16 protein-coding genes are annotated in these 22,876 nt (G+C 62.2%); 10 read left to right on the top strand and 6 right to left on the bottom strand.

Annotated features, from left to right (window positions below; genetic code table 11):
* The first annotated feature begins 425 nt into the window (after positions 1-425).
* From OU694_RS13555 to OU694_RS13540, 4 genes are all read left to right on the top strand, one after another.
* Positions 426-836 carry a hypothetical protein gene (locus OU694_RS13555; protein WP_308911548.1) on the top strand — a complete coding sequence of 137 codons (411 nt, stop codon included), beginning with the start codon at positions 426-428 and terminating at the stop codon, positions 834-836.
* A 118-nt stretch (positions 837-954) separates the two neighbouring features.
* Positions 955-1,737, top strand: a complete 783-nt coding sequence (locus OU694_RS13550; protein ID WP_308911547.1) for a hypothetical protein — start codon at positions 955-957, stop codon at positions 1,735-1,737.
* 105 nt (positions 1,738-1,842) lie between these two features.
* Positions 1,843-2,103, top strand: a complete 261-nt coding sequence (locus tag OU694_RS13545) for a DUF4212 domain-containing protein (RefSeq protein WP_308911546.1) — start codon at positions 1,843-1,845, stop codon at positions 2,101-2,103.
* 4 nt (positions 2,104-2,107) lie between these two features.
* A complete protein-coding gene (locus tag OU694_RS13540; RefSeq protein ID WP_308911545.1) occupies positions 2,108-3,883 on the top strand; it encodes a sodium:solute symporter family protein in 1,776 nt (591 codons plus the stop codon).
* A gap of 5 nt (positions 3,884-3,888) precedes the next feature.
* Here the strand turns inward: OU694_RS13540 and OU694_RS13535 are convergent, their stop codons facing one another.
* The 4 genes from OU694_RS13535 to OU694_RS13520 all read right to left on the bottom strand — a co-directional run bounded on the left by OU694_RS13535 (position 3,889) and on the right by OU694_RS13520 (position 10,991).
* Positions 3,889-6,480, bottom strand: coding sequence for a glycoside hydrolase family 3 protein (locus tag OU694_RS13535; protein WP_308911544.1), 2,592 nt, complete (start codon positions 6,478-6,480; stop codon positions 3,889-3,891).
* A 92-nt stretch (positions 6,481-6,572) separates the two neighbouring features.
* Positions 6,573-7,589 (bottom strand): LacI family DNA-binding transcriptional regulator, encoded by a 1,017-nt coding sequence (locus OU694_RS13530; protein ID WP_308911543.1) that lies wholly within the window; start codon positions 7,587-7,589, stop codon positions 6,573-6,575.
* A gap of 156 nt (positions 7,590-7,745) precedes the next feature.
* Positions 7,746-9,044, bottom strand: a complete 1,299-nt coding sequence (gene gabT / locus OU694_RS13525) for a 4-aminobutyrate--2-oxoglutarate transaminase (protein ID WP_308911542.1) — start codon at positions 9,042-9,044, stop codon at positions 7,746-7,748.
* Positions 9,045-9,179: 135 nt separating this feature from the next.
* The gene (locus OU694_RS13520) at positions 9,180-10,991 is read right to left on the bottom strand and encodes a tetratricopeptide repeat protein (protein WP_308911541.1); all 1,812 of its coding nucleotides are present in this window, start codon (positions 10,989-10,991) and stop codon (positions 9,180-9,182) included.
* A 190-nt stretch (positions 10,992-11,181) separates the two neighbouring features.
* Between OU694_RS13520 and OU694_RS13515 the strand changes: the two genes are divergently transcribed.
* Positions 11,182-11,901 (top strand): DUF502 domain-containing protein, encoded by a 720-nt coding sequence (locus OU694_RS13515; RefSeq protein WP_308911540.1) that lies wholly within the window; start codon positions 11,182-11,184, stop codon positions 11,899-11,901.
* Complete coding sequence (locus tag OU694_RS13510) at positions 11,898-13,295, top strand: class II fumarate hydratase (protein ID WP_308911539.1); 1,398 nt, start codon at positions 11,898-11,900, stop codon at positions 13,293-13,295. Before OU694_RS13515 ends, OU694_RS13510 begins: the two co-directional genes overlap by 4 nt.
* A 577-nt stretch (positions 13,296-13,872) precedes the next feature.
* Here OU694_RS13510 and OU694_RS13505 read toward each other — a convergent pair.
* The gene (locus OU694_RS13505; protein WP_308911538.1) at positions 13,873-14,997 is read right to left on the bottom strand and encodes an aromatic ring-hydroxylating oxygenase subunit alpha; all 1,125 of its coding nucleotides are present in this window, start codon (positions 14,995-14,997) and stop codon (positions 13,873-13,875) included.
* A 172-nt stretch (positions 14,998-15,169) separates the two neighbouring features.
* Between OU694_RS13505 and OU694_RS13500 the strand changes: the two genes are divergently transcribed.
* The 3 genes from OU694_RS13500 (at position 15,170) to OU694_RS13490 (ending at position 19,566) form a co-directional block, all read left to right on the top strand.
* Positions 15,170-16,150, top strand: a complete 981-nt coding sequence (locus OU694_RS13500; RefSeq protein WP_308911537.1) for a calcium/sodium antiporter — start codon at positions 15,170-15,172, stop codon at positions 16,148-16,150.
* Positions 16,151-16,294: 144 nt separating this feature from the next.
* Entirely contained in the window at positions 16,295-17,779 is a 1,485-nt protein-coding gene (locus OU694_RS13495; protein ID WP_308911536.1) for a high affinity choline transporter 1, read from the top strand.
* Positions 17,780-17,847: 68 nt separating this feature from the next.
* Complete coding sequence (locus OU694_RS13490) at positions 17,848-19,566, top strand: SulP family inorganic anion transporter (protein ID WP_308911535.1); 1,719 nt, start codon at positions 17,848-17,850, stop codon at positions 19,564-19,566.
* On the opposite strand, the gene OU694_RS13485 is transcribed toward OU694_RS13490, so the two are convergent.
* Positions 19,556-21,142 carry an MBL fold metallo-hydrolase RNA specificity domain-containing protein gene (locus tag OU694_RS13485; RefSeq protein ID WP_308911534.1) on the bottom strand — a complete coding sequence of 529 codons (1,587 nt, stop codon included), beginning with the start codon at positions 21,140-21,142 and terminating at the stop codon, positions 19,556-19,558. The genes OU694_RS13490 and OU694_RS13485 overlap by 11 nt on opposite strands.
* Before the next feature lie 133 nt (positions 21,143-21,275).
* Between OU694_RS13485 and OU694_RS13480 the strand changes: the two genes are divergently transcribed.
* Positions 21,276-22,814, top strand: coding sequence for a Na/Pi cotransporter family protein (locus OU694_RS13480; protein WP_308911533.1), 1,539 nt, complete (start codon positions 21,276-21,278; stop codon positions 22,812-22,814).
* Positions 22,815-22,876: the final 62 nt, after the last annotated feature.

Below are 22,876 nucleotides of genomic sequence, written 5' to 3'. Positions count from 1 at the left end.
TAAAAAGCATAATAAGGAGAGGCGCCACATATGATCGTGGCGCCTTTTTATTTTACAAAATCCGCGAATTACAAAAATAAAAACAAAATACTCAAAAATGTATAAAAATAAATATGTCAATTCTTTAAATGAATGAAATAATAATCATATACATGAAATCGGCATACACCTGTCGAATTCAGAAAGATAATCAAATGACATATAAAGACATGAGCCAATCAGCGACAGCAGCTAACGACCGGACTTCCAAAGAGGCGCTGCCCGCGGGCGATGTGCCCGCAAGGCCGGTCGAGGGCGCCCCTGCCGCAGCCCCGGTCGAAGTGGCACCTGCGCCCAAAGCCTGACCGGCTATTTCGCCTGCACAGAATTCCAAGGAAGGGCTCTTGCCCTTCTTCACTCTTTCACCCCTTGCCCGGGAGGCAGGAATGACAACACGCACAATCTGCCAGACCGTTTATTTCGAGCATCCCTTCAGGCTGCAGGGATATGCGCGCACCCTGCCCGCTGGCACCTACGATGTCGAAATCGAGGAACTGATCCTCGATACCATGACTGCGCGGGCCTACAGGCAGGTTCAGGGGTCGATGCGCCTCCCGCCCGACCCCGACAGGCCGGGGGTTGAAGAAACACTGACATTCGACCCCCAGTCCCTGGACCTAGCCTTGATCGACGACATGAAACCCGCCTTGCCTGCCGAGGGTCTTCGTGGCCATAAAGCTTCCGGCATTTCTGCCGATATCGACCGCGCGGAGAACGAGGGAATGGCGCTCGCGCGGGTCTCCGGCGGCAGATCGCCCACGCATGACCCATCCCCGGCCAACCTGTTGAAAACATGAAAGAGAGCCCGCAATGACCACCGCCATATCTGTTCAAACAACCATCAGGCGGATGGCATTGCTCGCATGCCTGACGCTCATATCAGCCCCCACTTTCGCGCAGGCAAATGTCCCGTCAATGCCGGACAATGCCCACCTCAATATGGAAACGCAAAGCTGGGCGTGCGACACCGGATTCCGGCGTACCGGCAACCGGTGTAACAAGATCTTCCTGCCCGAAAACGCCTTCGCCACCGGCAAATCCTACGGCGCCGGCTGGGAATGCGAGCGAAACTACCGCAATGTCAGCAACAGCTGCGTGCTGATCAAGGTTCCCGCCAACGGCTATCTCAGCAACGATGTGCAAGACAAGGGCTGGGCGTGTAATCGCGGCTTTCGGGCAACTGAAACCGACTGCGTCGCCATCGATGTGCCGGCCAATGCTTACCTCAGCGACAAGCATTTCGGCGATGGCTGGAAATGCGAACGGGGTTACAAAGCGGCCGACGGAAGTTGCGCCCGGATTCAGGTCCCGGAAAACGGTTATCTGGTGGATGCCGAATTCGGACCCGGCTGGGAATGTGGGCGCGGCTTCCGCCCGGATGGCAACCATTGCCGTGCCATTGCCGTGCCTACCAACGGCTTTCTCAATAATTCAAGCTATGGCAGCGGCTGGGAGTGCGACAGGGGTTTCCGGGAAGACGGTGGCAGCTGCAAGCCGATCAATATCCCCGCCAATGCCTATCTGACGGACACGAACTTCGGGCCGGGCTGGAAATGCTCGCGCGGTTACCTGCCGGAAGGCAACACATGCCGGAAGGTCGAACTGCCCGAGAACGCCCACCTTGGCCGTAGCGGAACGGACTGGGACTGTACCGCCCCCCATGTTCGGCAGGGCGACCAATGCGTCCTGCAAAACTGAGATTTGGGATAGCAACTGTTCTCCATGCATACTTTCCCCTTGCCGGGATGCATGCCCCTCCCCTAGCCTGAGGGCCAATCGGCCAGTCAACTCGGGGGAGGCATCATGGCGGCACAAAACACGGGCAACGGCGCCTATTGGCGCGAGCATCTGAAGCTTCTCGGCATTCTTCTTGTCATCTGGTTCACCGTATCGTTCGGTGCCGGCATCCTGTTTGCCGAACCGCTGAACCAGTTCCATCTGTTCGGCTTCAAGCTCGGCTTCTGGTTCGCCCAGCAGGGTTCCATCTTCGTCTTCGTCGCGCTCATCTTCGTCTATGCCGCCCTCATGCGGCGGCTGGACAAGAAGCACGGCGTGGAGGACTGAGGCCATGGACCAGCAATCGCTTACCTACCTTTTCGTCGGCCTCTCCTTCGCGCTTTATATCGGCATTGCCATCTGGTCCCGCGTCGGATCAACCCGCGAATTTTATGTGGCCGGACGCGGCGTGCACCCCATCCTCAACGGTATGGCAACCGCCGCCGACTGGATGAGTGCAGCAAGCTTCATCTCGATGGCCGGTATCATCGCCTTTGCAGGCTATGACGGCTCGGTCTACCTGATGGGCTGGACGGGCGGCTTCGTGCTCCTTGCCCTCCTCCTCGCACCTTATCTCAGGAAATTCGGCAAGTTCACGGTGCCGGAGTTTATCGGCGAACGTTACTATTCCGACGCCGCGCGGCTTGTGGCCGTGCTGTGCCTTGTCTTCATCAGCTTCACTTATGTGGCCGGGCAAATGCGGGGGGTGGGCATCGTCTTTTCGCGCTTTCTGGAGGTCGATATCGATACCGGCGTACTGATCGGCATGGGGATCGTGTTCCTCTATGCCGTCATGGGCGGCATGAAGGGCATCACCTATACACAGGTGGCGCAATATTGCGTGCTCATCTTCGCCTACACCGTGCCCGCCCTTTTCATCTCGATCATGATGACCGGCAACCCCGTCCCGCAGCTTGGCCTTGGCGCTACCCTCAGCGACGGCTCAGGGATGAGCGTGCTTGAAAAGCTCGATGGCACGCTTGTCGACCTCGGCTTCGCGGCCTACACGGTCGGCGCCAAATCGACGATCGATGTGTTTGCGATCACCGCCGCCCTCATGCTGGGCACCGCCGGCCTGCCGCACGTGATCGTGCGTTTCTTCACGGTGCCGAAGGCGTCGGATGCGCGTATCTCCGCCGGCTGGGCGCTTGTCTTCATCGCGCTCCTTTATACGACCGCTCCGGCAGTCGGCGCCTTCGCGCGGATGAACTATATCGACAGCCTCAACGAGAAGACCTACGCCGAAACCCCCGACTGGATGAAAAACTGGGAAACACTCGGCCTCATTGGCTGGGCGGACAAGAATGGCGACGGTCGCATCCAGGTGCGTGCCGGCGTGCCGTTCGAGGGCGCGCCCGCCTTTGACGACACGGCCCGGGGCCCCTCGGGCGAGCGTGTGGTGACAAATACGCCCACAGCCAATGCCGCCGAGCTTTATATCGACCGCGATATCATGGTGCTCGCCAACCCCGAAATCGCCGGACTGCCGGACTGGGTGGTTGCCCTTGTCGCGGCCGGTTGCCTTGCAGCCGCACTTTCAACCGCGGCCGGGTTGTTGCTTGTTATCTCGACAGCCGTCAGCCACGACCTTCTGAAGCGCACCTGGATGCCGGATATCACCGACTATCAGGAACTGCGGGCCGCGCGGCTGGCGGCTGGTGTGGCCATCATTGTGGCAGGGTATCTCGGCATCAATCCGCCGGGCTTCGTGGCCGAAGTGGTGGCCTTCGCCTTTGGGCTTGCCGCCGCGTCGCTTTTCCCGGCGATCCTGATGGGCATTTTCGTGAAAAGCATGAACCGCGAGGGGGCGATTGCCGGCATGCTGGCCGGGCTCTTCTTCACCGCCGCCTACATCGTCTGGTTCAAGTTCATCTCGCCCGAGACGAACACCGCCGCCAACTGGCTGTTCGGCATCAGCCCAGAAGGCATCGGCTTTGTCGGCACGCTCGTCAATGTGGCGGTGGCCTTCACGGTCGCACGCTTCACCGCGCCGCCGCCTGCCGAGGTTGGCGAACTTGTGGAAGCGATCCGGGTGCCGTCGGGCGCGGGTGGCGCCCACCATCATTGATGCCCTCAGGGACATTCAAGCGTTGCACCGGCGTCCGGCTTCACCAGCCTGACGTCGGCGAGCGACAAGGCAAAGTCACCGCTTGTCGTTAGCATCAGGGGCGCGGTGAAACGCGAAAGATCGGCGCCCTTCTCAGCGAAGCAGGCAAGCGGCACCAGCGTGCGCTGCCATTCCCCCGTTGGTGCCTCAAGGAAGAAGCTGCTGATATCGACAAGGCCCGAACACCCAGCCCCGCAGCCAAGGCCAACCTCCACCTTGCCGAAGGGAATATTGTCGACCCGCCATTCGAAGGCCATGGCATAGCCGGCGGCGAGCTCGCGGCTGAGATCCACGGGCGTCGCCGACGCCAGCGCGATCGTCGTCGGTGCCTGACCCGAGAAAACGATCCCGAGCGCGTCGCCGTCACCTTCTTCCTCACGGTTGGTCACACGGGCGGAAATGCTGCCGTCGCGGCTTGCCACCCAGTCCCCGATGAAGGGGGTGCGGGTGCCATCCGCCGCGATCAGGTCTAGGATATAGGGATAGGTCGGCCGGGCAGCAAAAAAGACGCCGCGGGTTCCCGTGCCGCTTGCCGCCCCGACACCCTCGTCCAGTTGCGGCACGGCGCGGCGCTCCTGATAGCTGAGGCCGTAGCCGACCGGGAAGAGCGGATCATAATCCGCGTCGAACCGGTTCAGCCGGTACTGATCGGCCCGCTTCGGCCACGAGAAGGTAAGCTTGCCGCGAAAATCGTGCCGGATACGGCTGTTTGGTCCGGCCACGATCACATCGGCGATGCCTGCGCCTTCCTGTCCCGGCAGCCATGCCGCGACGAAAGCGTCGGACGCGTTGATTTCCGGGTTCACCCACAGGGGACGACCGGAAAGGAAAACCGAAACCGTAGCGATGCCTCGCTGCCGCAGCCGGGCCAGCAGGTTGAGGATATGGTCGTCGCCGGGGCTATAGTCGAGCGTATCGATCTCGCCCTGGAACTCGGCATAGGGCTCCTCGCCGTACACAAGGATGGCCACATCGAACTTGCCGGCAGCGTTGCCATCCTCGGAAAGCGTGGCTGTGCCGCCTGCAGCCTCGACCGCTGTCCGGATTCCCTCCCATATGGTGTTGACCCCGGGAAGGTCGGCACGGCTTGTGTCCGTGCCCTGCCAGGTGCGGGTCCAGCCGCCGGTTTGCATGCGCGGATTGTTCGCGCCTTCACCAGCCACCAGCACCCGCGCGCCGGCCCGGACGGGCAGGACAGCGCGGTTGTTTTTCAGCAGAACCAGCGATTTGCGGGCAGCTTCGCGGGCAAGCACGCGGTGTGCTGGCGCCCCCACAAGCGCGGGGTCCGCCCCGTTCCGCGCCGAAGGCTTGGCACCCGCCAGAAGCCCGGCCCGCGCCTTGACGGTGAGGATGCGGCGCACGGCTTCATCGACCCGCGCCTCCGTCAGGCGGCCCTCGGCAAAGGCTGTGCGCATGTTGGCATACAGCCGCCGCCAGTTTTCCCCCGCTGCCAGCATGTCGATCCCGGCATTGATCGCTGTGACGCAATCGTCTGCCATGCAGTTCGGCACCTCGGCAATCGCATCCCAATCGCCCAATAGAATTCCATCGAACCCGAGCCCCTGCCGCAATACACCAGTCAGGAGCGGCGCGAAGCCATGCAACGGAATACCCTGCCAACGCGCGGGTGAAGCAAGCAGCATCTGCGCCCCGCTGCCGACGCCCGAGGCGAAGCTCACCCCGTCGCGGTCGATCAGGCCATGTTCATCAAGGCTGATATTACCGCGTTCCTGCCCTCCGCCCGCGAGCCCGTCACCGAGGAAGGTGCGCGGCGCTGAAACAACGCGAGGCCCCCGCAGGAAATCACCGCTGCCAGGCTTGCCCTGCAGGCCCGTGACATAGGCCCCGCCGAGGCGGGCAGCGATCTCGGGCGCTTCGCTGAAACTTTCATAGACCCGGCCGGACCGGTCATCCTCCACCACATTGAGGCGCGGGCTGATAACGCAATCCGGCCCGCTTGCGCCGGTTTCAGCCGCAACGGCCATGGCCACCCGGCGCACAAGGGTTGCCTCCCCCGCGGCACCAAGCCCGATATTGTGCGGGAAGATCGTACCGCCCTTCAGCGCCGTGTGGCCATGCGCCATCTCGAGGCACCAGAAGGCCGGCACACGTCCGCCCCGGCCGGCGGGATCGGTAGCGGCGGCATAAAAATCGTCGGCAAGCGACAACCAGTCCACGATGCCGGCATTGCGGTCCCCCTCCGGGTAGCTGCCGGCCTGCGCGCGTATCATGCCAAAAGGCACCTGCCGCAAGTCGTCGGGCACGATATGGCGCATATCGACCTGCAGCATCTGAGCAAGCTTCGCATCTGTCGACATGCGCGCCACCGCGGCATTCACAGCGCGTTCGATCGCAGGGCTGTCCGCAGGACGGGCTACAGGGGCGGGCCAGATATCGGGATGCAGCATCGGCGGCATCGGCGCCCCGCGCGCGCCAAACTGGCTGGCCCCCGGCACCGACTTGTCTTCGGGCAGCTTTTCCGGCCCCACGGGCTGCCAGTCGCACGCGGCAAGGCCAAGGGCGGCAGCAAGGATCGGCAGGGTGAACAAACGGCGCATGGAGAAGCTTTTCCGAGGTTCGGGGTCAGTCGCGTTCGACCGCTGCCCAAGTAAGCAAACCGGGCCCGAAAAGGGAAGGGTCTTTATTGGCTTCAGGTGTCGCCCAGGCTCGATTGCCGTAGCCGTAGCTCGTGCGGGAAGGCAAGATTGGCGGGATTGTCTGGCTCCGCCGCCCCGGTCAGCCGGGCGATCACGCGGGCTGCTGCCTCGCGTGCCATATCAGCCACCGGCTGGCGCACAGTCGTCAGCGGCGGCCACACCTGCCGCGAAAGGGGACTATCGTCAAAACCGACAATCACAAGATCGGTCGGGATATGCAGCCCCTTGTCATGGGCCACCTGCAGGGCACCCGCCGCCATGTCGTCGTTCGCGGCGATGATGGCAGACGGCGGATTGGTACGCGACAAAAGATCCCGCGCGCCGTGGCGTCCGCTTTCGAAATCGAAATAGCCCTGCACCACCATGGCAGGGTCAATGGCAAGGCCATGCGCCTTCATGGCGGTTTCAAATCCGTCGCGGCGACGCGCTGCGCCCTTGTGGTCCGGGTGGCCGGCGATGAAGCCGATGCGCGTGTGGCCAAGGCCGATCACATGCTCGGTCAGGTCGCGCATGGCGGCACTTTCGTCGATCGTCACCGCAATGCCCGAAGGGCCGGCCTCATCGGAAATCACGGCATAGGGCACGCCGCGTTCCTCCACTGCCGCCATCAGGGCTGGTACATTGCAAACGGGCGGTGTGATGATCAGCCCATCAAGCCGCGCCTGCGCAAGAGCAGCCGACACGGCAGCCGGCATGCCCGGATCTTCATGGTGGCAAGGGTGGAGCGCGAGGCTGTAGTGGCTGGCCTCGCAGGCTTCCAGAAGGCCCGCCTGCACTTCGGCGAGGTAGGCCGGGCTCGGGTTGTCATACAGAAGCCCGATCAGATAGGACCGGCTGCCCGCCAGCCCCCGCGCCGAAAGGCTCGGCCGATAATTCAGCTCGCGCGCGGCGGAAAGCACACGGTCCCGCGTGCGTTCGCTCACGTTCGGTTCGTTGTTCATGACCCGCGATACGGTCTTGATCGAAACCCCGGCGCGCGCCGCCACATCATCGATGATAACTTTGGACATCCAGCCCGTCCCCCGACCTCCAGAATGGTGCAGAGACTAGCCATCTTCTGACAGCGCTGTCAATCGAAGCTCGTGTCCAAACCCCGAAAGTATCACGGAAAAGAAGAAACGGCCGGGCGGATACCCGGCCGTTTCACATCGCGAGACGGGAAAAGGTCAGGCTGCCTTCGCAGCCGCCGCCACATCCACAAGTGCTTTTTCCAGCATGTCGAGGCCTTCCTCGAGCTGGTCATCCGGCACGGTGATCGGGGCCAGAAGGCGGATCGTATTCGCCCAGTAACCGCACGACAGGATGATCAGGCCGTGGCTCAGCGCCTTGGCAACAAGCGCCGAGGTCGCCGCCGGGTTCGGCACGTTGCCACCCTTTTCGGTGACCAGTTCGAACGCCACCATGGCGCCAAGGCCACGGACGTCGCCGATAGGGGCAGTATCGCCCCTGACTTTCATGGCTTCCAGCCGTTCCTTCATGCGGGCACCGATCTTTTCGGCGCGCGCACAGAGCTTTTCTTCCGCGATCACATCCATCACGGCGTGGGCCGCGGCGATACCGATGGGGCTGCCGCCATAGGTGCCGCCCATGCCGCCCGGCAGCGGCGTATCGATGATCGACGCCTTGCCGATAAGGCCCGACAGCGGGAAGCCGCCGGCAAGCGCCTTGGCAACGGTGATGAGGTCGGGTTCGACATCATAATGTTCGGTCGCGAAAAGCTTGCCGGTGCGGGCAAAGCCGGTCTGGATCTCGTCGCAGATCAGGAGGATGCCGTGGTCGTCGCACAGCTTCCTCAGCCGTACCATGAAGTCCTTGGGCGCCACATAGAAGCCGCCCTCGCCCTGCACGGGCTCGACGATGATCGCCGCCACGTCACGCGCCTCGATTTCCACCTTGAAGATGGTTTCGAGCCCGTAGAAGGCGTCATCAACACTCACACCATGGTGCGGCACCGGGAAGGGTGCGTGATAGATGCCGGGGACAGCCGGGCCCGCACCCATGCGGTAGGGCACGATCTTGCCGGTCAGCGCGCCGGTCAGCGCGGTGCGGCCGTGGAAGGCGCCGCGGAAAGCAATCACGCCCTGACGGCCGGTCGCTACGCGGGCCACCTTGATGGCGTTCTCAACCGCTTCGGCACCGGTGGTGAAGAAGATCGTCTTCGCGTCTTTGATGGGGGCAGCTTCATTCAGCCGCTCGGCAAGCGCGATATAGGGCTCGTAAGCCGAAACCTGGAAGGCCGTGTGGGTGAAGCGCTTCAGCTGCTCCTCGACCGCACCGATCACCTTGGGGTGACGGTGGCCGGTGTTGCAGACGGCAATGCCGACCGCGAAATCGAGATAGCGGCGGCCGTCGGCGTCCCACAGTTCGGCATTTTCAGCGCGCTCGGCAAAGATCGGCGTGGCCGAGGCAACCCCGCGCGGCACAGCAGCCTGACGGCGAGCCAGAAGTTCGGCATTCTTCGACATGATACTCTCCATGAAAGCAGGCAAACGGCATGGCGGCCGGGCCCTGAGTCCCCGCCACCATATCCGTTTCGCATTTTTACCGCCAGCAAAATATGGAATTTCAAAGACAGTAAATTCTACTTTTTGAGTATCCGCCTAGAGCGTGTCGAGCGAGATATCCTCCGTCGACCGACTGGCTTTTGCGAGCAGGGCCTTGGTTTTCGCGGCCTCTGCCGTGTTGCCCATGGCTTCCTGCGCTTTCATCAGGCCGTAAAGCGACCAGGCACTGTTCGGATGCTGCACAAGGCTTGCCCGGAAGGCTTCGGCGGCCTTTTCGGCATCGCCCGCCATCAGGTGCACAGCACCGACCGTCTGATCGACGGCCTGATACCAGAAGGGCGGCTCCATATAGGGGATCGATGCCTGCACCTTGCGCGCTTCTTCAAGGGTTGCAAGTGCGGCTTTATAGTCGCCCGCCTTCGCGGCCGCCACGCCCCGCACCATGCGCGACGCAATGTCGAGGACCGCCCCGGCCGGCATGCCACCGGCTTCAAGCGCCGGGATGCTGGCATCGGCCCGGGCTGCCTCGATAGCCGCTGCCTCGTCGGCGGCACGAGCGTCGCCTGCGCGCGCAAGCGCCATGCCGCGGGCATAATGCCAGTGCGCCCGCACGAACGGCCCGACAGCCTCACCCGGATCCGGCAAGGCCATCACTTCATCCAGCGACCCGAAATGCGCCCACGCGAAATAATGGGCAGCCTTCACCGGTGCGATCATCGGCGACACAGCAAGCGTTTCGGGCGGCAGGATCGCATCGAGCTTGCGGCCATATTCAAGGGCGGTTTTGCCGTCCGCCGCCATCTGCGCAGAAACAAGCACGAAATGCACGTTATGGGGATAATAGCCATAACGGTACATCGGGCTCGCGTCCTTGTTGGTCTGCAGATAAGCCTCATCGACCGCTGTTGCCTGCACATTGAGATCGAGCGAATCGATATAGCGCCCGATGCGGAAATAGATATGCGCCGGCATATGCACGAGGTGCCCGGAGCCCGGTACAAGGGCGGCAAGCTTGTCGGCGAAAGGCTCGGCATTCCTCACCAGTGGCGTCGCCTCCACCAGATGGATGTAAAGATGGATCGCGCCATAATGGTCGGGGTTGCGGGCGAGAACGCTTTCGATGGTCGCAACCGCCTTCTCGATACCCGGCCGCGGCGTGATGAAATCCCGCTCCCAATAATACCAGGGGCTGAGGTCCATCACCGATTCCGCATAATGGGCGGCGATATCGTCGTCATCCGGATAGGCCTTGTGAACGGTTTCCATGGCTGCCGAATAGGCGGCATCGAGCGCGGCGCGGTCCGCGTTCGGATCGGGGCTGTAGCGTTTGGCCGCTGCATCGATGAGTGCAGCTTCCTTTTCGCTCGCGTTCGCTTTCAGGGCGAGTGCCTTTGAAATCGCAGCGAAAGCCGGGGCGACTGCTTCGGGCGGCATCGGCATATTGATGTTCGGCCCCCAGGCCACAGCCTCCCCCCAGTAACAGATGGCGCAGTTCGGATCGAGTTCCTGCGCCTTGCGGAAAGCGCGGATCGCCTCGCCGTGATTGAAGCCATAGAGGAGCGCATGGCCCTGGTTGAAATAGGTTTGCGCCTCGGCATTCTTCGTGCTGATCGGGAACTTGCGCTGGTCGAGCCCCGGATAGAGCGGCACATCAAGCTTCGGCTCGGCGGCAGCAACAGAGCTTGAAAGCGCATGCTGCAGATCGGGCCGGAAGAAGACGCCGCGCTGCTGGCCGGCTTTCCCACACAGGGTCCCGGCGATGCGGTTCGGGTCTGTCAGTTCGTCAAGCTGGCGAAGGCCTGCCGAGCGGATTTCTTCGGCCGGATCAACGACCGGGCCAGGCAGGGCGGCGAGTGAAAGAAGGGCGGTCCCGCCGAAAAGGATCGCTGTACGTTTATAGTTTTTCATGGGTTGTCCCCGCCGGTCGCATTAGCCTGATGATTGAAAGACTGGCGCGGAAGGCGCCACTTGGGAACGCGGTACTGGGCTGACCGGCGGCGGCACCATATCAGAAATGCTTTCGCGTTTAAACCAACTAGACTGGCAGTGACGGCCGCTTTTCGCTAGGCTGGCCGCAAAATGCATAAGGAGCAAACCCTTGACCGAGACGGCAGCCTCCCGCCCGCCTTTCCCGCAACGCGCCCGACGCTATATCATCGTTGGCCTTTTCACGCTGGTGCCCCTGTGGCTGACCTTCTGGGCGCTCGGCTTCATCCTTGATTTCGTGCGCGATCTTGCCCAGCCGATGCTGAACCAGATTGTGGTCCGTGTGCCAAACGACAGCAGCGTCATGGGCATGGTGACACACCCCTGGTTCCAGACCGCGCTTGCGGTGGCGGTGCTGTTGTCGCTTTTCTATTTCACCGGCTGGCTGGCCTCGCGCTGGGTGGGGCAGAAGGCGATCATGCTCGTGGATGGCGTCATGGCCCGCATCCCCGTCGCCAAGTCCATCTATAATGCCGTGAAGCGCCTGACCGACGCGATGAACATGACACCATCGGATTTCCAGCGCGTTGTTCTGATTGAATTTCCAAACCCCGACATGAAAACCGTGGGGCTGGTGACCAAGACCTTCAAGGACGCCAACACCGGCCGCGAGCTTGCGGCCGTGTATGTGCCGACAACCCCGAACCCGACCTCCGGCTATCTGGAGATCGTGCCCGTTGAGAAGCTGACCCCCACCAACTGGAAGATGGACGAAGCCATGAGCTTCGTGATCTCCGGCGGGGCCGATGTGCCCAAGAATGTGATCTATGACATGCCCCCGAAGGCCGAACCCAAGGCGGCCAAAAAGAAGGAACCGGAGGACCAGCCATGACCCGCGCGCCCCTCACCCGAACGGAAAAGGACAGCCTTGGCGAGATCGAGGTACCGGCAGACCGCTACTGGGGGGCGCAAACGGAACGCTGCCTTCGCAATTTCCCCATCGGGCGCGAAACACTGTCGCCCGTCTTCTGGCGGGCGCTGGGGCTTATCAAGCTTGCTGCCGCCAGCGTGAACAAGGCGCGCGGGGCGCTTGATGCGAAACTTGCCGATGCCATCGAGGTGGCGGCGAACGAGGTTGCCGAAGGTAAACTGAACGATCATTTCCCCCTGCCCGTCTGGCAATCGGGGTCGGGCACCCAGTTCAACATGAATGCGAACGAGGTGATCGCCGGCCACGCCAACGAGCTGCTCACAAAAAAACGCGGCGGCACCAGCCCGGTGCACCCCAATGACCATGTGAATATGGGTCAGTCGTCGAACGACACGATCCCGACGGCGATGGATCTTTCAGCGCTCCTTATGTGGCACGAGGCCACCCGCCCTGCGCTCGAGCGGCTGATTGCGGCGACCGACGCCAAGGCCGAAGCCTTCCGGGACCTTGTGAAGGTCGGCCGCACCCACCTGATGGATGCAGTACCCATGACACTCGGCGCCGAGTTCGCGGCTTTTGCGGGCCAGATGCGCGCTGCCCTCTGGTCGCTCGACGATGCCTTCGAAGGACTGCTCGATTTGCCGCAGGGCGGCACGGCGGTGGGGTCGGGCCTCAATGCACCCGCCGATTTCGGCGAGAAGGTGGCGGCGGAACTTGCCGCCCTCACAGGACTAAGCCTCACGAGTGCGCCCAACAAATATGTGAAGATGGCGGCTCACCATGATCTCTTCATGGCGTCGGCCGCGCTTTCCGGCCTCGCGACCGTGCTTCATAAATACGCCAACGACGTGCGTATGCTCGGCTCCGGCCCCCGCGCCGGGCTGATGGAGCTGGCCTTGCCGAAAAACGAGCCCGGCTCGTCGATCATGGCGGGCAAGGTGAACCCGTCACAGGCTGAAGCCATGGTGATGGTGTGCGCCCGCGTCTTCGGTAATCACACGGTGATCACCCACACGGCAGCCGGTGGCCAGTTCCAGCTGAATGCCAATAATCCGGTGATGGCCGATGCACTGCTGCAAAGCCTGCAGCTGCTTGCCGACATGATGGACAGCTTCCGCGAACGCTGCATCGAAGGCCTGAAGGCGAACGAAGCGCGGCTAGAGGAACTCACCGCCCGCACGCTGATGGTGGCCACGAGCCTCGTGCCCGTCATCGGCTATGACGCGACAGCGAAACTGGTATTCGAAGCCGAAAAACAGAATGCCCCCTTGCGCGACGTCGCGCTGGCCTCAGGCGTCATCGACGCCGAGACCTACGACAAGCATGTCGATCCGGGGAAAATGGCGCGGGGGTGAAGCCTATCGCAAAGAGTAGTCGGTGCTCAGTTTTCGGAAACGAACATGCAGTTTACCAGAAAAATTTAGATCGCCGCGCTGTACTCGTCCCCATGCCTCAGCGAGGTTGTATTCTGGCCAGAGGAATGAAATGTAGTGCAGGTGACTACCTTCCTTCCAATGATTCCCCTGATCCCGCAACTCCTTGCTATCGTAACAGAAAATATGCCACAGCGAGTGATCAGGTGTATAGAACAGGTGAGCGTTTAGAAGTTTCCGCACCTTGAAAACTTGGTCGACTTTTGACGCGAATTTTATAGCCCGGCCATCTGAGAGAGGTCCAACCTTACTCTTCCCGAAGGCTTCCAGTTCCTCTGGAGTCCAATGGATATCCTCTGGGATGATTTCGGCATGGTGCCTTGCATAGTGATATGGCGGAAGCTGGCCTATGGATGCCATCAAAGCTAGCCCCGCGAAATGATCCTGATATATCGTTACAGATCTAGCGTGCTTCTTCAGAGCGCGCTTATCCCTACAGTTCAAAAAGTAGATTATATCTCTCGAACTAGGCTGCTTTTCTGTCATCGCATGAAGTGCTTCAACCCCGCCGGGCATACGCCTTCCTCAGAAGGTTCTGGAAGTGCCACACGCCGCTTTCGCGTTTGGGGCACAGGCGGCCGGCGGTATAGACGCCGGACTGAAGGCCGATCTGCACATGTTCGCAGATTTCGATATCCTCGGCCTGCACCTCGTCTGAAAATTCCTGGTCGGCGGCGATGCGGGACTGGGTTTCCTCGTCCTGCGCATAATAATAGTCGAATTCCACAATGCAGCGGTCGTTGCCGTTGGGCAGGATGCGGTTGGTTTGCATGCGGCCATCAACGATATTCAGCATGATGTTGGGGTAGATGAAATAATACCAGGCATTCTCGCCGCCATAGATGCCCTCGCCGCCACGGAGCGGCGAATGCTGCAGCGAATACCAGGGGAAGATCTCGGTATCATAGGCGCGGTAATCCAGCACTTTCGACAGGCCGGGATGCACATAGGGCAGGTGATAGCCCTCAAGGAAATTGTCGATATAGACCTTCCAGTTGCAGGCGATGTCGTAACTGTCCCGGCGGGTATATTTCATCTTTGACAGGTCAACCGGCGCGATGCGGTCGGTGATGCCCGCATACACTTCATCGAAGGGCGGCACGTCGTCCGAAAGCGCCACGAACACCAGCCCCTGCCATTCATGCACGCGGATGCCGGTGAGGCGGATATCTTCCTTGTGGAAATCGCAGGCCTCGTTCATCTCTGGCGCCATTTTCAGCTGGCCGTCGAGCTTGTAGGTCCAGCCATGGTAAGCGCAGCGGAGCGACGTGGCGCCGGTGCCGCTTTTCATGGCAATCGGGCCGGCGCGGTGGCGGCACACATTGTGGAAGCCCTTCAGGCTGCCATCCGCCTGCCGCACGATCAGCACCGATTTGCCGGCGATATCGGCCACCACATGGTCGCCCGCATTCACGAGCTCACCCTGATGCGCGGCGAGCTGCCACGAACGACCAAAAACCTCGCGCTGTTCGAACGCCAGCCACGACGGATCGGCATAAAACTCGGCATGCAGGGCAAGCGCGGTTTCAAGCGGGCGGATGGCAAGGGCATCGGCTTTGGTGGCATCGGTCAGCGGGGCGCGGGTATCGGGCATTTCGGTCACTCGAAGATAGCTGCTCGCCAACGGCCCATCCGGTGGCGGGTTCAGGCACCAGACTGTGCCAAAGCTGGCGCCCGCGCAAGCGATCTTGTGTTCCGTACGGAATGCGGGCAAAGGCGGCCTTGAAACCCGCGCAGCTGGCCCCCATGTGTGTGCGAATGTCTGTGTCCCGTCATTAGCCAGCTTGAGCCCCGCCATGCTTTTACCCTTCGCTGCCCTGATTTTCGGCCTTGGCCTCCTTGTGTGGAGCGCTGACCGCTTCATCGATGGTGCTGCCGCCACCGCCAACCATTTCGGCATGCCCACGCTGCTGGTCGGGATGCTTGTGGTGGGCTTCGGCACCTCGGCACCCGAGATGGTGGTCTCCGCCATGTCGGCCCTTGAAGGCAGCCCCGGCATCGCGCTTGGCAACGCTTATGGCTCCAACATCACCAATATCGCGCTGATCCTTGGCATCACCGCGCTTGTCGCCCCCGTGCAGGTCGATTCCGGTATCCTGAAAAAGGAAATGCCGGTACTGATCGGTGTGACGGTCCTGTCGGCCATCCTCATCTATAACCTCGAGATCAGCCGCCTTGACGCGCTTGTCCTCCTTGGTGCTTTCACCATTATTTTCGGCTGGACGATCTACAATGCCCTCCGGGTGAAGAAGAACGACCGGCTGGCGAAAGAAATGGAAGCCGAGGTCGCAAGCCACAAGCTGCCGTTCGGCAAGGCCGTTTTCTGGCTCATCGTCGGCCTTGTGCTTCTGGTCGTCGCCTCGCAGCTGCTGGTTTGGGGGGCTGTTTCGCTCGCCAAGGCCTTTGGTGTCAGCGATCTCCTCATCGGCCTCACCATCGTTGCCATCGGCACGTCGCTCCCCGAGCTTGCCTCGAGCGTCGCCGCCGCGCGCAAGGGCGAGCATGACATCGCCTTCGGCAACGTGATCGGCTCCAACATGTTCAACACCCTGATGGTGGTGGGCATCGCGGGCGTCCTGCACCCGATGGAAGTGCCGGCCGAGGTGCTGACCCGCGACATGGTGGTGATGGGGCTTCTGACCGTCGCGCTTGTCGTGCTTGGCTACGACCGCCACAACCACAAACAGGGCCGCATCTGCCGTCGGCGTGGCGGGTTGCTGCTTGCCACCTATGTGGCTTACACCGGCCTCCTTGTCGCCGACGCCGTAGCCGTCTAGGCCGCCAACAGCGCCTCCCCCTCCATTCTGCGCTTTACAGCGCCGTATCCCTTGTTCTATGCGGATTGGAGGGGGATTTAAGGCGGCAGGGCCCTGCCCGCCCGATCCCGTCGCTTTTCCTGAAGACGGAGTGAACGGCGCATCATGCTACTGGGTTTTGTCATTGCCTATTGGGTGGTCTCGGTCGGGATCGGTCTCTATGCCTCGATGCGGGTGAAAAATACCGCCGACTTCGCCATCGCGGGCCGCCACCTGCCCTTTTACATGGTCACCTGTACCGTGTTCGCCACCTGGTTCGGGGCGGAAGCAGTGCTCGGCATCCCGGCGACCTTCCTTGAGGAAGGACTTTCGGGCATCGTCGCCGACCCCTTCGGCACCGCCGCCTGCCTTATCCTTGTCGGTATCCTTTTCGCCTCGCCGCTTTACCGGATGAAGCTCCTGACCATCGGTGACTTCTACAAGCGCCGCTTCGGCCGCGAGACGGAAGTCATCACCTCGCTCGCCATCGTGGTTTCGTACCTTGGCTGGGTAGCGGCACAGATCACCGCACTCGGCCTTGTGTTCAATGTGGTATCGGGCGGCGAGATCTCGACGCTGGCCGGCATGTGGATCGGTTCCGTCACCATCCTCATCTACACCTTCTTCGGCGGCATGTGGGCCGTGGCCATCACCGACCTTATCCAGATGGTCATCATCGTGATCGGCATGCTTTATATCGGCGGCGAAGTGACCGAGCTGGTGGGCGGCGTTGATGTGGTCATCAACCACGCATCCGAAGCCGGCAAGTTCAACTTCTGGCCGGACATGAATTTCGCCTCGGTGATCGCCTTCGTGGCCGCCTTCGTGACCATGGCTTTCGGCTCGATGCCGCAGCAGGATATTTTCCAGCGCGTGCAATCGGCCAAAACCGAAAAGATCGCCGTCTGGGCCACCATCGTTGGCGGCGGGATCTATTTCCTCTTTGCCTTCATCCCGATGTTCCTGGCCTACGCCGCCACGCTGATCGACCCTGAAATGTCAGCCCGGTGGATGGAAGAAGACAGCCAGATGATCCTGCCGAGCCTCGTGCTGTCGCACGCGCCGCTCGTGGCGCAGATCCTGTTCTTCGGCGCACTCCTGTCAGCGATCAAGAGCTGCGCGTCGGCCACCCTGCTGGCGCCATCCGTCACCTTCACCGAAAACATCCTGCGCCCCATGATGAAGCGCATGAGCGACAAACAGCTCCTCGCTGCCATGCGGACGGTGACGGCGATCTTCACGCTGATGGTCACCGTCTATGCCATCTATTCCGATGCCAGCATTTTCGAGATGGTGGAAAACGCCTACCAGATCACGCTTGTTGTGGCCTTCATCCCGCTCGTGTGCGGGGTCTACTGGAAAGGCGCCACCAAGCAGGGCGCGCTCCTTTCCATGGCAATGGGCTTCATCGTGTGGGTCGGCGTGTCGATCCTTGGCCCCGAGGAACCCCTGATCCCCTCGCAGTTCGCCGGGCTTATCGCCGCCATCATCGGCATGATCGTCGGCTCCTTCGCCCCGCAAATGCTGAAGCATGACCACACGGTCCATGAACGGCTGAAAAAAGGCGAGATGGGCGACGAGATGATCACAGTCCACGAAAACGCGAAATAAGACACGACCCCGAAGGGCCGCTCCTCAAAGAGCGGCCCTTCTTCCTTCAAAAGCCCAGGTAAAGCCCCATGCACCGCCATCTGCCTAAAATAACATTCGCCGACCTTTTCACCCCGAAGCTCGTGACCGTGCTGAAGGAAGGTTACGGACGCGGGCATCTGCGGTCGGACCTTATGGCGGGCTTGACCGTCGCCATCGTGGCGCTGCCCCTGTCCATCGCCATCGCCATCGCTTCGGGCGTGCCGCCGGAGCGCGGACTTTATGCCGCCATCTTCGGGGGCTTCATTGTTTCGGCGCTTGGCGGCAGCCGGTTCCAGATCGGCGGGCCAGCGGGTGCCTTCATCGTGCTTGTCGCTGCCACGGCCACCCGCCACGGGATCGATGGCCTGCTGACCGCCACCTTCATGGCCGGGCTGATGCTGATGGCGGCTGGCTTTCTGCGGCTTGGCAGCTATATCAAATTCATCCCCTATCCGGTGACGGTGGGCTTCACGGGCGGCATCGCCGTGATCATCATGGCCAGCCAGATCAAGGATTTCCTAGGCCTGACGCTGACGGGGCCGGAGCCCGGCGCCCTAGCCGAGAAACTGCCGGTGCTCGCCGCCGCGCTCCCGACCCTCAGCCCCGCAGCCTTCCTCATCGCGCTCATTGCGCTTCTCACCATCGTGGGGCTCAAAAAGGTGCGGCCGCACTGGCCGGGCATGCTGATCGCCGTGGTCGTGGCAACGCTTGTCGCCCTCGCGCTGCCATGGCCGGTGGAGACGATCAACAGCCGCTTCGGTGGCCTGCCGACCGGTATCCCGATGCCGATGCTGCCAGACCTATCGCCCGCGCGGCTGATGACCATGCTGCCCGATGCGACCGCCTTCGCGCTCCTCGGCGCTATCGAATCGCTTCTCTCCGCTGTCGTCGCCGACGGGATGACCGGACGGCGGCACCGCTCGAACTCCGAACTGGTGGCACAGGGGGCTGCCAACATCGCGTCGTCCGTGATGGGCGGGCTGGTGGTCACCGGCACCATCGCACGGACAGCCACCAACGTGCGGGCGGGTGCGCACGGCCCAATCGCGGGCATGCTGCACAGCCTGTTCGTCCTCGGCTTCATGCTGATTGCAGCGCCGCTTGCTGGCTATATCCCGCTCGCCGCTCTTTCAGGTGTGCTGGTTTTCGTGGCCTGGAACATGGCGGAGCGCCACGCCATATTCACCCTCATCCGCGGGCAGAAGGGCGAGGCGCTTGTCCTGCTCGTCACCTTCGGTCTCACCATCTTCCGCGACCTCACCGAAGCCATCGTCGTCGGCTTCGCGCTCGGGGCACTGCTTTTCATCCACCGCATGTCGGAAAGTGTGGCTATCGAGACCGAAATGGCGCTTGTCCCCGAAGACCTGCCGGACAACCCGGACGGCACCCGCACCCCCTATGACGAGCACGAGGCCGCCGACCCCGATATCGTCATCTATCATATCACCGGTGCCTTCTTCTTCGGTGCTGCCGCCACCGTCGGCGCGGTGCTGGACCGGATTTCCGATGGCTACAGGGTGCTGGTGCTGGACTTCAAAAGCGTGCCGCTTCTTGATTCCACTGGTGCCAACACGATTGCGGGGCTGGCCGCAAAGCTTGAACGCGCCGGCACCCGGCTGATCATCGCGGGTGCAGCCCCGGCCCTTCGCCACGCGCTTCTCGTGCACGGGGTACGCCCGCCCGCCGTGAAATATACGCCGTCGGTCGATACAGGCGTCGCCATCGCCCGCCGCTGGCTTTCCGGCAAGCCTGAGCCTAAGGCCTGAGATCCGCTGCCAGACGGTCGAGGATCGCGGCGCGCGCTTCGTCGTCCGGCGCGCTTTCAAGTTCCTGCCGCAGCCGGATCGAAAGATCGGCAAACCGGTTGTGCCAGTCATCCGCCAGCGACGCGCTTGCGGGCAGGCGGTGATGATCTTCTGTGCAGGCCGGGCAACTGCCATCCAGCACATATTCATCATCGATGGCCGGAATCACGATCCGCTCGGGCGCGAGGCCAAGGGCCACCGCATCGGCCTTGAGGGCGGCGAGAGGCTCGGGCTCACCGTGGGTGAGGAAAAGCCCGGCCTTGATCGGCAGCCGCGCCTTGATCCATTCGGCAAGCTCGGCGCCGTCCGCATGCGCCGAATACCAGTCCACGGGCTGGATATGCGCCCGCACACGGATATCCTCGCCCTGGATTTTCACCATCTTCGCGCCGTCCATCAGGATGCGCCCGAGCGTGCCCGGCGCCTGATAGCCAACCATCAGCACAGTCGTTTCCGACCGCCACAGGAAATGCTTCAGATGGTGGCGGATACGCCCGGCCTCGCACATGCCGCTGGCCGCGATGACAATGGCGCCGCCGCTGTACCGGTCGATCGACCGGCTTTCCTGCACGGTTTCGGTGAAATGGAAGGAGGGATGATTGAAATCGTCGGCGCCGTGGTCAAGGTCATGCAAATGCCCGGCGTGGCGGCTGAAAACTCCGGTCGCGCGGATCGCCAGCGGACTATCAAGGAAAACCGGCACCTGCCGCACCCGGCCGCTGCTGATGAGCGCCGCGAGGTCAGCCAGCAGTTCCTGTGTGCGCTCCACGGCGAAGGCCGGAATCAGCAGCACGCCGCCCCGGCCGATGGCATCTTCCACGACCTTCGCCAGTTTGGCGCGACGCTCCTCAAGCCCCAGCCGCTCGCGCACCTTGCCGCCATAGGTCGATTCGCTGATCACATAATCCACCCCTGCCGGGGCTTCCGGGTCCGGATGGAAAAGCTTGTTATCGGGGCCGATATCGCCCGAGAAGACGATCCGCACCTTTTCGTCCCGGCTTTCACGGGTAACGATTTCGACCTCAAGCGAAGCCGAGCCCAGAATGTGCCCGGCGTTCCAGAAGCGCACGCGGATGCCCGGCGCGGGTTCGATCCAGTGTTCGTAAGGTACGCTGCGAATGCGCGACAGGGCATGTTCGCCGTCTTCGGCCGTATAGATCGGCTCCACCGGATCCAGCCCGCGCTGGCGGTTGCGACGATTGAGAAACTCGACCTCCATTTCCTGGATATAGCCGCTGTCCGGCAACATATAGGCCAGAAGGTCGCGCGTCGCCCCCGTCGCCTGCACAAAGCCCTTGAAGCCTTTTTTGATGAGGCGCGGGATCAGGCCCGAATGATCGATATGCGCGTGGGTTAGCAGCACAAAATCAAGCGAGGCCGGATCGAACGGAAAGTCACCGTAATTCAGTTCCTTCAGGGTCTTGGTACCCTGGAACATGCCGCAATCGACAAGGAAGGTCACTTCCCCCGCCGTGACGAGATAACAGGAGCCGGTCACCGTGCCGGCGGCGCCGCAGAAGCGAATACGCGGTTTCATGGATATCTTCCCCAAAGTCGAACTGGCATCATAAGACCAGACTAGCGAGGCACATGCATAGTGCTTTTGATTTCGATCAACATGGCGACATGATCGCCGTGGCACTCACGCGGCAGGAACCTGGTGTGAACAGATGACGCTTGTATCCATTGGCCAACTGATCGGCGGGCTCGGCCTCTTTCTCCTCGCTTTGTCGATGATGACAAGCGGGCTGGAACTTGCCATGGGCGGGCGGCTGAAAAGCGTGCTGGCGGCAAGCCTGCGGCCGGCATGGAAAGCCCTGTTCGCAGGGTTCGCCGCAACTGCCATTGTGCAGGCCTCGGGCGCGGTCTCGGTCGTCACACTCGGCTTCGTGAACGCGGGGCTGATCACCCTTGCCGACGCCTTCCCCATCTTGCTCGGCAGCAATGTCGGCACCACAGTCACCGGCTGGATCGTCGCCGCGCTCGGCTTCAAGGTCGATATCCATATGATCGCCTTGCCGATGATCGGCCTTGGCATGCTGTGGCGCATGGTGCGCACCGGGCACCCCTCCGCCGGCATCGGCACGGCGGTCGCCGGCTTCGGACTGTTCTTTCTGGGCCTTGACGCACTGAAGGCCGGGTTCGATGCGCAGGCCGGCATCTTCTCGCTGAGCCTTGTGGAAGACTATGGCGAGCGCGGCATCCTGATCGGCCTTGTGGCTGGCGCTTTCCTGACTGTGCTGGCGCAGTCCTCCAGCGCCACAATCGCGCTGGTGCTGACGGCGGCGGAAAGCGGCCTCATCGCCGTGCCGACAGCCGCCGCCATGGTGGTCGGCGCCAATATCGGCACCTCGACGACCGCGCTCATCGCCAGCATCGGCGCCACCTCTGGTGCCCGGCGCACCGCCCTTGCCCAGTTTTTCTTCAATCTGGCGACGGGGCTTCTGGCAGCGATCCTCCTGATGCTGTTCCTGCCTTTCTGGGGGAACCGGCAGGTGGCGCACCCGGCCATTGCGCTGGCGATTTTCGATACGCTTTTCAACATCGGCGGTGTCGTTCTTGTCTGGCCCTTCCGACGCCGACTGACCGACTGGCTCGACCGCTGGTACAAAAGTGCGGCCGAAGACCGCCGCCGCCCCCAGCATATCGACCGCAGCCTGATCGCCACGCCGTCGCTGGCCGTCGTCGCCTTGCAGCACGAAGCCCGGCGGCTGATCGATTTCACGGTCCCCATCATCACCCGCCGCCTGCCGCCCTATGACCCGACGACGGACCTGACGCCGCACAGCGCCGACGTCGATATCCTCGCAGGCCAGATTTTCGATTATGCCGCGAAACTCGGGCAGACGGACATGAGCGCCGACAGCCAGCAGATGTTGCTGGATAGCGTGCATGCCACACAGGACGCCCTTGAGGCTGCCACACTGCTGAAGGGCGCGCCGCGCCTTGAAGGGTTCGGGCAAGCCGCCCCCCTCGCCCTTTTTGCCGACGCGATCCGGGCGGCCCTTGCCACGGGGATAGACGGCGAGGCGCTTGAAGCAAATTACCAGGCGCTCCGGCACGCCCTGATCGATGCCATGATCAGCGGCCGCGCCCCGCAGGACGCGGCAAGTGACGCGTTGGAGCTTGTGGGGGACCTTTACCACGCCACCGGCCGCGTGTTGAAAGCCCGGACGCTCACCGCCGACGCGGCGGCAGAGGCCCCATGAATCCGCTTTCCCCCTACCGCCCCATCGGATAAAACACCGGCCAAAGCGCCGAATGACAAGGA

The organism is Pseudokordiimonas caeni (assembly GCF_026719705.1).
Lineage (GTDB): Bacteria > Pseudomonadota > Alphaproteobacteria > Sphingomonadales > Kordiimonadaceae > Gimibacter > Gimibacter caeni.
Note: the sequence above shows the minus strand (reverse complement) of the source record. Positions and strands in the feature narration are given on the sequence as shown.

Coding starts and splice junctions, on each gene's coding strand:
- gabT (WP_308911542.1), bottom strand. CDS start 9,044: ATGTCGAAGAATGCCGAACTTCTGGCTCGCCGTCAGGCTGCTGTGCCG.
- OU694_RS13495 (WP_308911536.1), top strand. CDS start 16,295: ATGCTACTGGGTTTTGTCATTGCCTATTGGGTGGTCTCGGTCGGGATC.
- OU694_RS13535 (WP_308911544.1), bottom strand. CDS start 6,480: ATGCGCCGTTTGTTCACCCTGCCGATCCTTGCTGCCGCCCTTGGCCTT.
- OU694_RS13545 (WP_308911546.1), top strand. CDS start 1,843: ATGGCGGCACAAAACACGGGCAACGGCGCCTATTGGCGCGAGCATCTG.
- OU694_RS13480 (WP_308911533.1), top strand. CDS start 21,276: ATGACGCTTGTATCCATTGGCCAACTGATCGGCGGGCTCGGCCTCTTT.
- OU694_RS13490 (WP_308911535.1), top strand. CDS start 17,848: ATGCACCGCCATCTGCCTAAAATAACATTCGCCGACCTTTTCACCCCG.
- OU694_RS13555 (WP_308911548.1), top strand. CDS start 426: ATGACAACACGCACAATCTGCCAGACCGTTTATTTCGAGCATCCCTTC.
- OU694_RS13485 (WP_308911534.1), bottom strand. CDS start 21,142: ATGAAACCGCGTATTCGCTTCTGCGGCGCCGCCGGCACGGTGACCGGC.
- OU694_RS13520 (WP_308911541.1), bottom strand. CDS start 10,991: ATGAAAAACTATAAACGTACAGCGATCCTTTTCGGCGGGACCGCCCTT.
- OU694_RS13540 (WP_308911545.1), top strand. CDS start 2,108: ATGGACCAGCAATCGCTTACCTACCTTTTCGTCGGCCTCTCCTTCGCG.
- OU694_RS13500 (WP_308911537.1), top strand. CDS start 15,170: ATGCTTTTACCCTTCGCTGCCCTGATTTTCGGCCTTGGCCTCCTTGTG.
- OU694_RS13510 (WP_308911539.1), top strand. CDS start 11,898: ATGACCCGCGCGCCCCTCACCCGAACGGAAAAGGACAGCCTTGGCGAG.
- OU694_RS13530 (WP_308911543.1), bottom strand. CDS start 7,589: ATGTCCAAAGTTATCATCGATGATGTGGCGGCGCGCGCCGGGGTTTCG.
- OU694_RS13550 (WP_308911547.1), top strand. CDS start 955: ATGCCGGACAATGCCCACCTCAATATGGAAACGCAAAGCTGGGCGTGC.